The sequence below is a fragment of the Mycobacterium sp. 1165178.9 genome (genome assembly GCF_001673555.1).
Lineage (GTDB): Bacteria > Actinomycetota > Actinomycetes > Mycobacteriales > Mycobacteriaceae > Mycobacterium.
The window spans coordinates 38,117-51,754 of the sequence record NZ_LZMB01000580.1 but is presented as its reverse complement, the minus strand read 5'-3'; the positions used below and the strand labels follow the sequence as shown (position 1 = coordinate 51,754).

Annotated in this window: 13 protein-coding genes and 1 tRNA gene; 4 read left to right on the top strand and 10 right to left on the bottom strand. The window is 67.4% G+C overall.

What is annotated here, in order from left to right; all coding sequences use genetic code 11:
* Positions 1-622 precede the first annotated feature (622 nt).
* Positions 623-706, bottom strand: a tRNA-Leu gene (locus A5652_RS25150).
* 95 nt (positions 707-801) lie between these two features.
* On the opposite strand from A5652_RS25150, the gene A5652_RS25145 reads away from it, so the two are divergent.
* A complete protein-coding gene (locus A5652_RS25145; protein WP_067358445.1) occupies positions 802-1,182 on the top strand; it encodes a hypothetical protein in 381 nt (126 codons plus the stop codon).
* A complete protein-coding gene (locus tag A5652_RS25140) occupies positions 1,179-1,529 on the top strand; it encodes a DUF3817 domain-containing protein (protein WP_067358443.1) in 351 nt (116 codons plus the stop codon). Before A5652_RS25145 ends, A5652_RS25140 begins: the two co-directional genes overlap by 4 nt.
* Before the next feature lie 170 nt (positions 1,530-1,699).
* Here A5652_RS25140 and rdgB read toward each other — a convergent pair whose 3' ends face one another.
* The 8 genes from rdgB to clpS all read right to left on the bottom strand — a co-directional run bounded on the left by rdgB (position 1,700) and on the right by clpS (position 7,514).
* Positions 1,700-2,311, bottom strand: a complete 612-nt coding sequence (rdgB, locus tag A5652_RS25135; RefSeq protein WP_067358442.1) for an RdgB/HAM1 family non-canonical purine NTP pyrophosphatase — start codon at positions 2,309-2,311, stop codon at positions 1,700-1,702.
* Positions 2,308-3,087 carry a ribonuclease PH gene (gene rph, locus A5652_RS25130; protein ID WP_067358441.1) on the bottom strand — a complete coding sequence of 260 codons (780 nt, stop codon included), beginning with the start codon at positions 3,085-3,087 and terminating at the stop codon, positions 2,308-2,310. The genes rdgB and rph overlap by 4 nt, the downstream gene beginning before the upstream one ends.
* Positions 3,088-3,129: 42 nt before the next feature.
* Positions 3,130-3,912, bottom strand: coding sequence for a cyclic nucleotide-degrading phosphodiesterase (locus tag A5652_RS25125; protein ID WP_067358438.1), 783 nt, complete (start codon positions 3,910-3,912; stop codon positions 3,130-3,132).
* Positions 3,913-3,984: 72 nt separating this feature from the next.
* Positions 3,985-4,800, bottom strand: coding sequence for a glutamate racemase (murI, locus tag A5652_RS25120; protein ID WP_067358436.1), 816 nt, complete (start codon positions 4,798-4,800; stop codon positions 3,985-3,987).
* Positions 4,797-5,480, bottom strand: coding sequence for a rhomboid family intramembrane serine protease (locus A5652_RS25115; RefSeq protein ID WP_067358435.1), 684 nt, complete (start codon positions 5,478-5,480; stop codon positions 4,797-4,799). The genes murI and A5652_RS25115 overlap by 4 nt, the downstream gene beginning before the upstream one ends.
* Before the next feature lie 61 nt (positions 5,481-5,541).
* Positions 5,542-6,591, bottom strand: a complete 1,050-nt coding sequence (locus tag A5652_RS25110; RefSeq protein ID WP_067358454.1) for a P1 family peptidase — start codon at positions 6,589-6,591, stop codon at positions 5,542-5,544.
* A gap of 11 nt (positions 6,592-6,602) precedes the next feature.
* Positions 6,603-7,184: a DUF2017 domain-containing protein gene (locus tag A5652_RS25105; RefSeq protein WP_067358432.1), complete on the bottom strand. Its 582-nt coding sequence runs from the start codon at positions 7,182-7,184 to the stop codon at positions 6,603-6,605.
* A 24-nt stretch (positions 7,185-7,208) separates the two neighbouring features.
* A complete protein-coding gene (gene clpS / locus A5652_RS25100; protein WP_067127731.1) occupies positions 7,209-7,514 on the bottom strand; it encodes an ATP-dependent Clp protease adapter ClpS in 306 nt (101 codons plus the stop codon).
* Between the two features lie 66 nt (positions 7,515-7,580).
* Here clpS and A5652_RS25095 point away from each other — a divergent pair, with 66 nt between their 5' ends.
* Both A5652_RS25095 and A5652_RS25090 read left to right on the top strand, forming a co-directional pair.
* A complete protein-coding gene (locus A5652_RS25095; RefSeq protein ID WP_067358430.1) occupies positions 7,581-8,897 on the top strand; it encodes a nicotinate phosphoribosyltransferase in 1,317 nt (438 codons plus the stop codon).
* Positions 8,898-8,967: 70 nt separating this feature from the next.
* Complete coding sequence (locus A5652_RS25090) at positions 8,968-10,965, top strand: ATP-dependent DNA helicase (RefSeq protein WP_067358428.1); 1,998 nt, start codon at positions 8,968-8,970, stop codon at positions 10,963-10,965.
* A gap of 9 nt (positions 10,966-10,974) precedes the next feature.
* On the opposite strand, the gene glgP is transcribed toward A5652_RS25090, so the two are convergent.
* Positions 10,975-13,629, bottom strand: a complete 2,655-nt coding sequence (glgP, locus tag A5652_RS25085; protein WP_067358425.1) for an alpha-glucan family phosphorylase — start codon at positions 13,627-13,629, stop codon at positions 10,975-10,977.
* Positions 13,630-13,638 lie beyond the last annotated feature (9 nt).

Genomic DNA, 13,638 nt, shown 5'->3' with positions numbered 1-13,638 from the left:
ATCGGCATCGTCCACACCTTTCTACTGGTGAGATACCGCGGCGGGCTGATCCCCCCGGCTAGCTGATGCTAGCGCGGTCTTTAGACGCGTGTTTAATATTGCGGAAACTGCCAAAAAAAGCTTTGCTGGTGAAGTTCGGGCTAATGCACTCGCCGCCGCGCTAGCATCAGCTAGCCGGGGGGATCAGCCCGCCGCGGTATCTCACCAGTAGAAAGGTGTGGCCGATGAAGACGAAGAGCATCACGAACACACTCAAAGCTGTTGCAGCGGTCGCCGTGCTCACCAGTGTAATTCTGGGATCGTCTAGCTGGAAAACGATCGACCTCGGAGCGTTCAGAGTGGAATAGTGCGCTGCCGCGGTGCTCGGGACGCGCTTGTACCTGTCGAGCATCAACTTCGCCCAGGCCATAGGCCTTATGCACGCTTATATGGGCGCGCCTCGGCGAATATGACAATGGACACCGATGCGGACTTGCTCGATGACGATTTAGACGCGTAACGGTGCCATTGCATGCCCGGTGTTTACCGGAAAGTGTGGGCAAATACCGACACGGCGTCTGCAGACGGCTTCGCAACACCTCGGACAACTGATCTGCCGGCATCAGCGCCGTCCAAGCATCAGTGCGGGCGGAGGGACTCGAACCCTCACGCTCTTTCGAGCACCGGCACCTAAAGCCGGCATGTCTGCCAATTCCATCACGCCCGCAGCGTGGCGATCGTATCCCTTGTGGAAGCTCCGGGTTGTCGCGAGCGGATCCGACGAATTCGTCGGGCCCAAATCATGAGCGGTACGGTCAAGGGGTGTCCACTACGCATCGTCGCAGGCCCGCGCTGATCGCGCTGGTGGTCGTTGCGGCGTGCGGGTGCCTGGCTCTGGGCTGGTGGCAGTGGACCAGGTTCAATTCCGTCTCCGGCTCATTCCAAAACCTCGGCTATGCGTTGCAATGGCCGCTGTTCGCTGGGTTCTGTGTGTACGCATACCGCAAATTCGTTCGCTATGAAGAGGAACCACCACAGCCGCGACACACAGACGCAATGACGGAGATACCCGCCGGGTTGCTGCCAGACCGGCCCAAGGCCGCGCCGCAGACATCCGACGACCCAGCGCTGCGGGAGTACAACGCCTACCTGGCCGAGCTCGCAGCGCAAGACGCCGAAAAGCAGAAGAGGACAACCGCATGACGACACCGGAAACGCCCGGAACATCAGTGCCTGCAGTCCCCGTCGACAAGATCCGCACCGCGTTGCTCGGCTACCGGATCATGGCGTGGACGACCGGCCTGTGGCTTATCGCGTTGTGCTACGAGATCGTCTCGCACCTCGCCTTCAACCACGAGATCCGGTGGATCGAAGTCGTCCACGGCTGGGTGTACTTCATCTACGTCTTGACGGCGTTCAATCTGGCGGTCAAGGTGCGCTGGCCGCTCGGCAAGACGGTCGGTGTACTGCTGTCCGGGACTATCCCGCTGCTCGGCATCATCGTCGAGCACTTCCAGACCCGCGACGTCAAGGCGCGTTTCGGCTTGTAGGCCACCTCCGCCACACCTCACTCGCGGGCATGGCACCGCGAGTGCCCGCCTCCGAGCGACGACGTCGGGCAGAAACAAGTTGTCGCTAGAAGGCGGGCAAAAGGTAATTGATCTGCGGAGCGTCTGTGGGACGAAAGTCAACGAAGCCCTCCCGGGCCTCGCCAAATTAGCTACTCGCCAGATCGGGCCAGCCTCTCCAGCGCGGGCAAAAGCAGTCGCAGCGCGCGACCGCGATGCGAGACCGCGTCCTTCTCCGTCGGGCTCAGCTCTGCTGCCGTGCGGTCATGCCCATGCGGAACGAAGACCGGGTCGTAGCCGAAGCCGCCGTCGCCGCGCGGTTCGCGCGCGATGCTTCCCGGCCACTCGCCGCGCACGACGACCTCTCCTGCGGCCGAGACGAGCGCACAGGCGGACACGAACGCCGCACCGCGACGTCCCTCGGGCACGTCGCGCAATTGCGCCAATAGCAACGCGGTGTTGCCCGCGTCGTCGCCGTGGGTGCCCGACCAGCGCGCCGACAGCACACCGGGCATGCCGTTCAGTGCGGTGACCTCCAGCCCGGAATCGTCGGCCACGCTCGCCAGCCCGCTCGCGTTGAACGCATCGCGCGCCTTAACCAAGGCGTTGTCCTCGAACATCGCACCCGTCTCCGGCGCTTCCTCAAACGGCGCAACGTCATCGAGCGAGACCAGGCTCAATCCTGTCAGGCCGGCAGCATCGAGCACCCGGCGCAACTCAATGAGCTTCTTCGGGTTGCGGCTGGCGACCAGCAGGCGGGTCAGCTGCCGAACGCCTTCGGCGCCGGTGCCCCCTCGGGGAGCACGCCGGGATATGGGAGCTGGAGCGCCTCGCGCTGCGCGGCGAACAACTTGTCACACGCAGCCAGCGCCACGTCGAGCAATTTGTCCAGCGTCGAGCGCGGGAAGGTCGCCCCCTCACCGGTCCCCTGCACCTCCACGAGGGTCCCCGTGTCGGTGGCGACGACGTTCATGTCGACCTCGGCGCGGGCGTCCTCTTCATAAGGCAGGTCGACGCGGATCCGCCCGTCAACCACGCCGACGCTGACCGCCGCGATCGCGCAGGACAACGGCCGGGGATCCGACAGCTTGCCCAAAGCCGCGAGATAGGTCACCGCGTCGGACAACGCCACGAACGCGCCCGTGATGGCCGCGGTGCGCGTGCCGCCGTCGGCCTGCAGGACGTCGCAGTCAACGGCGATGGTGTTCTCACCCAGTGCCGCCAGGTCGATGCAGGCACGCAGCGACCGCCCGATCAGCCGGCTGATCTCCTGGGTGCGCCCGGACAGGCGGCCCTTTACCGATTCGCGGTCCGAGCGGGTGTGGGTTGCCGACGGCAACATCGCGTACTCCGCGGTCAGCCACCCCAGGCCCGATCCCTTTCGCCAGCGCGGCACCCCCTCGGTCACGCTGGCCGTACACATGACCTTCGTGTGGCCGAATTCGATCAATACCGAACCGGCGGGGTGATCGGTGAAACCGCGGGTGATGACGACGGGCCGAAGCTCGTCGTCGAGGCGGCCGTCTTCTCGTCTCGTCACGCCGCCAACACTAGCGGGCACTTCAGCACCGCCGCGGGTGGCTCAGACCCGCTCGGAGCGGCGGATATCGAACGTCTCCCCGCACACCACCGCATGCACGGGACCATCGAACTCCGCCTTGGCCTCGGTGATCACGTCCTCGCGGGAGGTCCACGGCGGGATGTGCGTCAACAACAGTTCGTGAACCCCGGCCGCGGTCGCGGCCCGGCCGGCCTCGGTGCCCGACAGGTGCAGCGCGGGCGGCCGCTCCGGCGAGTGGGTCCACGAGGCCTCGCACAGGAAGACATCGGCGTCGCGAGCCAACTCGACGAGCTGATCGCAGGTACCGGTGTCGCCGCTGTAGACGAACGATGCGCCCGAGGGATCGGTGATCTTCAGTCCGTAGGACTCGGTCGGATGAGCCACCACGCGCGGTGTCACCGTCAGCGCGCCAATCGTCACCGGCTCGCCGTCAACCCAATGGCGGACGTCAAAAATGTCCGAACAATCGTCGATCTCACCGCCGTAGGGCGACGATGCGGCGCCCAAGCGCGACCAGGTGTCGCCCGGCCCGTAGAGCAACGCCTTACCCAGCGGACGTGTCGGGTGGTAGCGCCGCCACACGAACAGTCCGGGCAAATCCAAACAATGGTCGGCATGCAGATGGGACAACAGCACGTGCACGGAACCGGGATCGGCATACCGCTGTAACGCGCCGAGGACGCCCCCGCCGAAGTCGATGACCAACGGCGGAGTATCCGGTGCCCGGAGCAGATAACCCGATGCGGGCGAATCCGGACCGACCACGCTGCCCGAGCAGCCGAGCACGGTTATTCGCACGGACACTACTGTGCCATGCCCGATAGGACCGTGACGAAAACATCGCCGCATTGGTGTGACGAGAATCTCGTCCCGTCGTTAATCAATGCGCACCTGATGAACGGGCTGGACACCGGTGACCGCGGGACCCAGGAATCGCGCCGCCAGTGCGGTGAATGCCTCGGGGTCGCCGGTGGCTTCGAAAACCCGAGTCGCGGGCGGTGCATCGTGCGGACGAAGCAGATCCCGTTCGGTCAGCACCCGAAGCACTTCCTTCGCCGTTTCCTCGGCGCTGGAAACCAGCGTCACGTTGTCACCCATCGCCAATTGGATGAGCCCGGACAGCAGCGGGTAGTGCGTGCAGCCGAGCACCAGCGTGTCGACCTGTGCGCGCTGCAGCGGCTCCAGGTAGCCCTCCGCAAGTCCGAGCACCTGACGGCCGCTGGTCACGCCGCGCTCCACGAAGTCGACGAAGCGCGGGCAGGCCACCGCGGTGATCTCGGTGTCGCGGGCGGCGGCGAACGCGTCCTGATAGGCATGCGAGTTGACGGTCGCCTGGGTGCCGATGACGCCGATGCGCCCGTTGCGGGTGGTGGCGACCGCGCGGCGCACCGCGGGCAGGATCACCTCGACGACGGGCACGTCGTAGCGTTCGCGAGCGTCCCGCAGGCACGCCGCGGATGCGGTGTTGCAGGCGATGACCAACGCCTTGACGCCGCGGCCGACGAGGTCGTCACCGATCGCCAGCGCGTGCGCGCGGACCTCGGGGATGGTCAACGGGCCGTACGGACCATGGCCGGTATCGCCGACGTAGATGATGTCCTCGTCGGGCAGCTGGTCGATGATCGCCCGCGCGACCGTTAGTCCCCCGACACCGGAGTCGAAGACACCGATGGGTGCCAGGGCCGAACTCATATCTTGGGCCGTGGCAAGGCGGTGCCTGCCTTCCTCGACGTCCGGCCCTTACGCTCCGGCGCGGACAACATGTAGGCGGCGACGACGCCGGCGATCGCTCCGCACAGATGGCCCTGCCATGACACGCCTCCGCATCTGCCGAGCACCGGCATGGCTCCCAGCAGGACGCCGCCGTAGGCGAACATCACGATCAGGCCGATGACGATGTCGCGCATCCGGCGGACGAAGATGCCGAACACGAGCAAGAAGGCCAGCCAGCCGAAGATCAGGCCGGACGCGCCGATGTGGTCGGTGGGCCCGCAGCTGCTGCCGACGTTGCCGATGAGCCAGGTGCCCAAACCGCCCAGGACCCACACGATGGCGGTCGCCCACACGAACCGGGACAGCCCGGCCAGCGTCATGAGGAATCCCAGGACCAGTAGCGGCACCGTGTTGGCCATCAGGTGTTGCCAGTTTTCGTGCAACACCGGGGCGAAGATGACGCCCCACAATCCATCGGCCTCCAGTGGCCTGATGCCGTTGGCGTCCAACGAGTGGCGGGTCAGCTGGTCGATCAGTTCAATCAGGTAGAGCAACGCCACGAAGGTGAGGATGGTGGCGGCTCCCACGGCCGCGGTGGAGCGCTTCTTCCCCTGGGCGACCGGCGCACCGGGGCGTCCCCGTGGGGTGGTCTTACCCATGGCTGCCCTTCCAGCGTGTTTCCAGCATCGTCAAGGCTACCGGCGCTTCGGCCGGGCGATCTCATTCACCGAACGCCCCGGGCAGCACGTCGCGGTAGCTCGGTATGCCGGCGATCGGTTTCGCCGCCAGCACGCCGCCCAGCACCGCTTGCGCCAGGCAATCGGCCGCGGCGATGCCCACCTCGGTGACAAGCCCGGTCTCCGGGGAGAAAGCGGCGGGCACTGGTTTCGAACCAGCAGCCGCGCCTACCTCAACCGCCCCGGTGGCCAGGACGAACACCGTGTCACCGTCGACCGGCGTGTGCGCCGGCCGGATGCTGCGGGCCAGGCCGTCGTGGGCGGAGATCGCCACCCGCCGACATGCCGCCGGGCTCAGGGCGGCGTCGGTGGCCACCACCGCGATGACGGTGTTGAGCGGGTTGTCCACCGGATCCGACGGGGACGGCAACTGGGCGAGGGCCTCGATCTGCTCGGCCGGCGGCGGCTGCAGAGCGAACTGCCGGGTCAAGTCCGCCATCCACGGCAAGCCGGTACCCCGGTCGACGACCTCGCCGGCAGAGTTCACCACGGCCAGCGCTCCGACCGTCACGCCGGACGGCAGCGCCCTCGACGCGGTCCCGACACCGCCCTTGAGCGCGCCGGCGCGGGCCCCCACCCCGGCGCCGACGGTCCCGACATCCATCGCCGTGCCGTCTTCGGCGGCGGCACAGGCCGCGTAACCGAACTCCGCCGTCGGACGGCACTCCCAGCCACCGACCGGCAGATCGAAGATCACCGCTCCCGGCACGATGGGCACCACGCCGCCGTCCATCGCCACACCGCGCTCGCGTTCTTCCAGGAAGCGCATGACACCGTCTGCGGCGGCCAGCCCATAGGCGCTGCCCCCGGCGAGCAACACCGCGTCCACGAACCGAACGGTGTTGGCCGGGTCCAGCAGATCGGTCTCCCGGGTACCGGGCGCGCCGCCGCGGCAATCCACCGCGCCGACGGTGCCCGGCGGGGTGAGTACGACGGTGACGCCGCAGGCCCAGCCGGCGCCCAGGGATGCGTCGGGATCCACTCGTTGGTAGTGGCCGACGCGGATGCCCGCGACATCGGTGATGGCGTTCATCTCTTCGTCCGTCATCGGGGTCCCATCAGCACCAGAACCAGGTATTCCTGCAGCACCGTTAGCCACTGATAGACGTCGAAGTGCACGGCCAGGGGATGGTCGGCCGGCAGGCGCTCGGGGCCCTCCGGCCCGACCTCGAGCATGACTCCCAGGGTCAACCGAATGTCGTTGACCGCCGCGATCCACGAGTTCGCGTCGTCCTCGGTCAGCTCGAAACGGCCGCCGTCAGCGGGAACCGTGCTCAGCAACCGCTGTGCGGCAACGCGTTTGGCGTTGACGATGTCGGGCTCGTGCAGGCTGCGCAAGGCGGCGTTCAGGCTATCCGCGGCATCGGGTGGCGCGGTGTCCTCGTCGTGGTACCGATAGAAGTCCGGCAGCAGCCGGCGCAACGTGGGATCCTTCGGGGGATCGGCGTTGCCCGTCTTGATCCCGGTGATCTCCTCGAGTTCGTCTGCGGGCGAGGAAGATTCACGCTCGTCGAGCAGGCCGATCATCGCCGTGGCCAAGTTCTTGAGCAGGGCGGCCTCGTGCGATGCCAGGGACGACCGAAAGCGGGGACCGTTAGCGGTCTCGACCCGCTTCCATTTGCGCACAGGGAATCGCCAGCGCCTCGAGCTTCAGCGGTCCTGCTGCATCGTCGCCCACAAACCGGCGGCGTGCAGTTTGGACACATCGGCTTCCATCGACTCACGGCTGCCGGCGGACACCACGGCTTTTCCCTCGTTGTGCACCTGCAACATCAGCTTCGTGGCGTGCGGCTCGCTGTAGCCGAACAACTTCTGGAACACATACGTCACATAGGTCATCAGATTGACCGGGTCATCCCAGACGATCGTGACCCACGGACTCGCCGTGGCCTCTACCGGGGCGGACTCTCGTTGTCCTGTAGTGCCCGGCTTAGTGGGCGCTGACATAACAACCATGGCCTACACGATACCGAGGGATGCACGACGTTACCGAGCCCCAATGGCAGCCGATACCGTTATGGAATGAACGACCCGGTCGTTACTGGGCTGCTGACCGACAAGTACGAGTTGACGATGTTGGCGGCCGCGCTGCGAGACGGCACCGCGGATCGACGGACCACCTTCGAGCTTTTTGCCCGCCGACTGCCCGAAGGCCGCCGCTATGGCGTGGTCGCGGGAACCGGCCGGCTGCTCGAGGCGCTGCCGCAGTTCACCTTCGATGACCAGGCATGCCGGTCGCTGGGGCAGTTCCTCGACCCGAACACGTTGCGGTACTTACGCGAATTCCGGTTCGGCGGCGACATCGACGGCTACGCCGAAGGCGAGCTGTACTTCCCCGGATCCCCCCTGCTGTCGGTGAGTGGGACGTTCGCCGAATGCGTGGTGCTCGAGACGCTGGCACTGTCGATTTTCAACCACGACACCGCGGTCGCGTCCGCCGCGGCGCGCATGGTGAGCGCGGCCCGGGGACGCCCGCTGATCGAGATGGGATCACGACGAACCCACGAACAGGCCGCCGTCGCCGCGGCCCGCGCCGCGTACCTGGCCGGCTTCGCGGCGTCGTCCAACCTGGAGGCGCAGCGCTACTACGGAATACCCGCCGAGGGCACCGCCGCGCACGCGTTCACCATGCTGCATGCGCGCGCCGACTCCCCCACGGAATCGACCGAATTGGCGGCATTCCGGGCACAGGTCGACGCGCTCGGAGTGGACACCACCCTGTTGGTGGACACCTACGACGTGACGACCGGTGTGGCCAATGCGGTGGCCGCCGCCGGTACCGGGCTGGGTGCGGTGCGCGTCGACTCCGGCGAGCTGGGCGTGCTGGCCCGCCAGGTGCGTGAACAGCTCGACGAGCTGGGGGCGACCCGGACCCGCATCGTGGTCTCCGGCGACCTCGACGAATTCTCCATCGCAGCCTTGGCCGCCGAGCCGATCGACAGTTACGGCGTGGGCACGTCGCTGGTGACGGGCTCGGGCGCCCCAACGGCGAACATGGTGTACAAACTGGTCGAGGTGGACGGGTTGCCGGTCCAAAAGCGCAGCAGCCACAAGGAATCCCACGGCGGGCGCAAGGAGGCGTTACGCCTGTCGCGCGATTCCGGCACCGTCACCGAGGAGGTGGTGTATGCGGCCGGCCATCAGCCCGCCGTCTCCGAACCGGCTCGGGTACTGACCGTCCCCCTGGTCCGGGGAGGCGAACTGGTGTCCAAACCGAACCTCGCCGCGGCGCGCGAGCTGGTAACTTCCGGGCTGCGCAGTCTGCCGTGGGAGGGATTGAATTTGTCGCACGGCGATCCCGCGATCACGACGACGCAGATTCCCGCCGGCCGGCGCTAGCACCGCGAAGGATCACGCGGCGCGAGCGCCGCCCCGAACAGCGAAGAGGGTAGCCACGTCTGACGTTTCCGTGTCCGAGCTGTTGGCCGCCGCTGTGGCCGCGCTCGGTGGCAGTGAGCGCAGCGGCCAGCAGGAGATGGCCGCCGCGGTGGCGCGGGCATTCGACACCGGGGAGCACCTGGTGGTGCAGGCCGGCACCGGTACCGGCAAGTCGCTCGCGTATCTGGTGCCCGCGATCGTCCACGCGATTGACGACGAGTCCCCCGTCGTCGTCTCCACGGCCACGATCGCTTTGCAGCGCCAGCTCGTCGATCGCGACCTGCCCAGGCTGATCGATGCGCTGGCCGATGCGCTGCCGCGGCGTCCGCAGTTCGCTTTGCTCAAGGGTAGGCGAAATTACCTGTGCCTGAACAAGATTCACAACGGCAGCGCGGCCGACGGTGAAGAGGGCGACGACCGGCCACAGGAGGAACTCTTCAACCCCATGGCGGTCAGCGCGTTGGGCCGCGACGTGCAACGCCTCACCGAATGGGCGTCGAGCACCGAATCCGGTGATCGCGACGACCTGAAGCCCGGCGTTCCAGACCGGTCCTGGTCGCAGGTCAGCGTTTCCGCGCGGGAATGCCTCGGCGTGGCGCGCTGCCCCTTCGGCGCCGAGTGCTTTTCCGAGCGGGCGCGTAGCCGCGCCGGCCGTGCCGACGTCGTAGTCACCAACCACGCGCTGCTCGCGATCGACGCCGTGGCCGAATCGGCGGTGCTGCCCGAGCATGCGCTGCTGGTCGTCGACGAAGCACACGAGCTGGTCGATCGGGTGACGTCGGTGGCCACCGCGGAGCTGACATCGGCCTCCCTCGGCGTGGCCGCCCGGCGCATCGCCCGACTGGTGGACCCGGAGTTGATCCAGCGCCTGGAGGCGACGACCGCGAACTTTGCGTCGGTCATCCACGACGGCACGCCCGGCCGCATCGATCGCCTCGGTGACGAGCTGGCGACCTACCTGACGGCGCTGCGCGACGTGGCAAGCGCGGCGCGCTCGGCGATCGACACCACCAACGACCCCAAGGCGGCGGCGGCGCGCGCCGAAGCCGTTGCGGCACTGAGCGAAATATCGGATACCACGTCGCGCGTGCTGGAATCGTTCGGCCCGGCCATCCCGGACCGCACCGACGTGGTGTGGCTGGAGCACGAGGAGACCAGGGGTTCATCGCGCCCGGTGTTGCGGGTGGCGCCGCTGTCGGTCGCCGGGCTGCTGCGGTCCCGGGTGTTCTCGCGTTCGACGGTGGTGCTGACGTCGGCGACGCTGACCATCGGCGGCTCGTTCGACGCCATGGCGACGGCCTGGGGGCTGACGACCGAAAAGGACGACGACGCGCGTTGGCGTGGCCTCGACGTGGGTTCGCCGTTCCAGCACGCCAAAGCCGGAATCCTGTACGTGGCCGCGCACCTGCCGCCACCCGGACGCGACGGCACCGGCTCGGCCGAGCAGCTGAACGAAATCGCCGAACTCATCGCCGCCGCCGACGGGCGCACCCTGGGGTTGTTCTCGTCGATGCGCGCGGCCCGGGCGGCGGCCGAGGCCATGCGCGGACGGCTGTCGACGCCGGTGCTGTGCCAGGGCGACGACAGCACCTCGGCGCTCGTCGAACAGTTCAGCGCCGATCCCGAGACATCCTTGTTCGGCACGCTGTCGCTGTGGCAGGGCGTCGATGTGCCCGGACCGTCGCTGTCGCTGGTGCTGATCGACCGCATCCCGTTTCCCCGGCCCGACGACCCCCTATTGGGCGCGCGGCAGCGCGCGGTCGCCGCGCGCGGCGGCAATGGCTTCATGGCCGTCGCGGCCAACCACGCGGCGCTGCTGTTGGCTCAGGGATCGGGGCGCCTGTTGCGGCGCGTCACCGATCGCGGCGTGGTTGCTGTGCTCGATTCCCGCATGGTCACCGCCGGCTACGGCGGCTACCTGCGGGCCTCGTTGCCGCCGTTCTGGCAGACCACCAACGGCGACCAGGTGCGCCAGGCGCTGCAGCGACTGCGCACCGCGGCCACACCGGAAGAAGGCCTGTCAGCCTGATCGATCCGGTTATCGCGCCAGCGTGACCAGGCCGAGCTCGTTGCTGGCCGCCAGCATCGGATTGTGGGGCAGCACGCGCACGGTGTAGCCGACCGATCCCGCCAGCGGCAGCGGCGTCGTCGTCGAAAAGACCTGGTTTCCGCCCTCGGCGGTGCCGGTGTAGGACATCTCGACGGTGATCGGCTCCAGGAGTGCATCGCTGGCGTCGACGCGGCCCACCAGCGCTTGGACCGTGACCTCGTCGGTCGCCAGCCCGGCCAGCTGGACGGTGGCGGTCAGGGTCAGCTTCGAGCCGAGCACCGGACTGTCCGGTAGGCCGGTGCTGTCGACGTCGGTGATGACGATCTTGGGCCAGGCCTCCTGGGCGCGCCTGCGGTAGGCGGCCAGCTCACGGGCCGCGCCGAACTCGCCGCCACCCGCCGCGTCTTCGGCGCCGTCGGCGGGCGCGATCGTCTTGCGCAGCGATTGGGCGGCGGGCGTGTAGTACTGCTCGACGTAGTCGCGCACCATGCGGGACGCCAATACTTTTGGTCCGAGCGTCTGCACGGTGTGGCGCACCATCTCGATCCAGCGCGGCGGTACGCCGTGTTCGTCGCGCTCGTAGAACTTCGGTGCGACGGCTTCTTCCAGCAGTGTGTAGAGCCCACTGGACTCCAGGTCGTCGCGCCGGTTTTCGTCGATCACTCCGTCGGCGGACGGTATGGCCCAGCCGTTTTCGCCGTCGTACCATTCGTCCCACCAGCCATCGCGGATGGACAGGTTCAGTCCACCGTTGAGTGCGCTCTTCATTCCTGAAGTGCCGCAAGCCTCCAACGGTCGCAGTGGATTGTTCAGCCAGACGTCGCAGCCCCAATACAGCAGCCGCGCCATGGACATGTCGTAGTCGGGCAAAAATGCGATCCGGTGACGCACCTCGGGCCGGTCGGCAAAGCGCACCACCTGCTGGATCAGCGCCTTGCCGCCGTCGTCGGCCGGGTGCGATTTCCCGGCGACGATCAGCTGAATGGGCCGCTCTTGGTCGAGCAACAGCTGTTCCAGCCGATGCGGATCACGCAGCATCAGCGTCAGCCGCTTATACGTCGGCACTCGCCGCGCGAATCCGATGGTCAGCACCTCTGGATCGAATGCCGTTGCTATCCAACCTAATTCGGCGTCCGAGGCGCCGCGTTCCAGCCATGATCGACGGAGCCGCTGCCGGACGTCGTCGACGAGCATGGCCCTCAGCTGCGAGCGGATCCACCACAGATGGCCCGCGTCGACCTGCTTGAGGCGCAGCCAAACCCCGGGATCGCTGAACGAATCCGACCCGACCAGCTCGCGGCCCAGCTGCAGCCATTGCGGGGCCGCCCAGGTGCGCGCATGAACTCCGTTGGTAATCGAGCCGATCGGCACCTCGCTCGCGTCGAAGCCTGGCCACAGTTCGTTGAACATCGATCGGCTCACCCGTCCGTGCAGCGAGGACACACCGTTGGCGCGCTGGGCCAGCCGTAGACCCATGTGAGCCATGTTGAACTTGGTGGGGTCGTCCTCGGCCCCGAGCGCCAGGATGCGAGCCGTCGGCACCCCCGGCAGCAACACGGGCGCCGCGTCGGATGTCGCGACCTTTCCGTCGGGTTGAGCTTCGTCGCCCGCGTGGTCGTCGAAGTACAACCGGACCATTTCGATAGGGAACCGGTCGATGCCGGCGGGCACCGGGGTGTGCGTGGTGAACACCGTGCTGGAGCGCACCACCGTCAGCGCGGTGTCGAAGTCCAACTCCGAACCGGTCATCAGCTCCCGGATGCGTTCCGCTCCGAGGAAGCCGGCGTGGCCCTCGTTCATGTGGAACACCTCGGGCGCGGGCAGGCCGTGAATGTCGGTGAAGGCGCGGATCGCCCGCACCCCGCCGATGCCCGCCAGGATCTCCTGTCTCATTCGATGTTCCTGGTCGCCCCCGTACAGGCGGTCGGTGACGCCGCGTAGGTCGTGCTCGTTCTCCGGGACGTCGGCATCCAGCAACAGCAGCGGCACCCGGCCCACTTGCGCGACCCAGATCCGGGCGTGCAGCTGCGCGGAGTCCGGCAGCATCAACTCAACCAGGGCGGGCTCGCCGGTCGCATCGGTCAGCAGCCGCAGCGGCAGGCCCTGCGGGTCCAACGAGGGGTAGGTCTCGTTCTGCCAGCCGTCGGCCGTCAGCGACTGACGGAAGTAGCCAGAGCGGTAGTACAGGCCCACCGCTACCAGTGGCACACCCAGATCGGACGCGGATTTCAAGTGGTCTCCGGCGAGGATGCCCAAGCCACCGGAGTAGTTGGGCAGCACTTCGGCGATGCCGAACTCCATGGAGAAGTAGGCGACCGCGGCCGGCATTTCGGCGCCGTGCTCCTGCTGCTGCTGGTACCACAGCGGGCGGCTCAGGTAATCGTTCAAATCGGCGGTCAGCGCGTCGAGCCGGTCCAGGAACGCCTCGTCCAGCGCCAGCTCGTCGAGCCGCGCGGGCTTCACCGCGCCCAGCAACGCCACCGGGTCACTGCTGCACCGTTCCCAGAGCTCTGGGTCGATGGTTGCGAAAAGCTCTTGGGTGGGGTTGTCCCAGGACCATCGCAGGTTGGTCGCCAGCTGGTCCAGCGCGGTCAGACGCTCCGGAAGATGAGCACGGACGGTAAACCGGCGGAGGGCTTTCACGCGTAACTA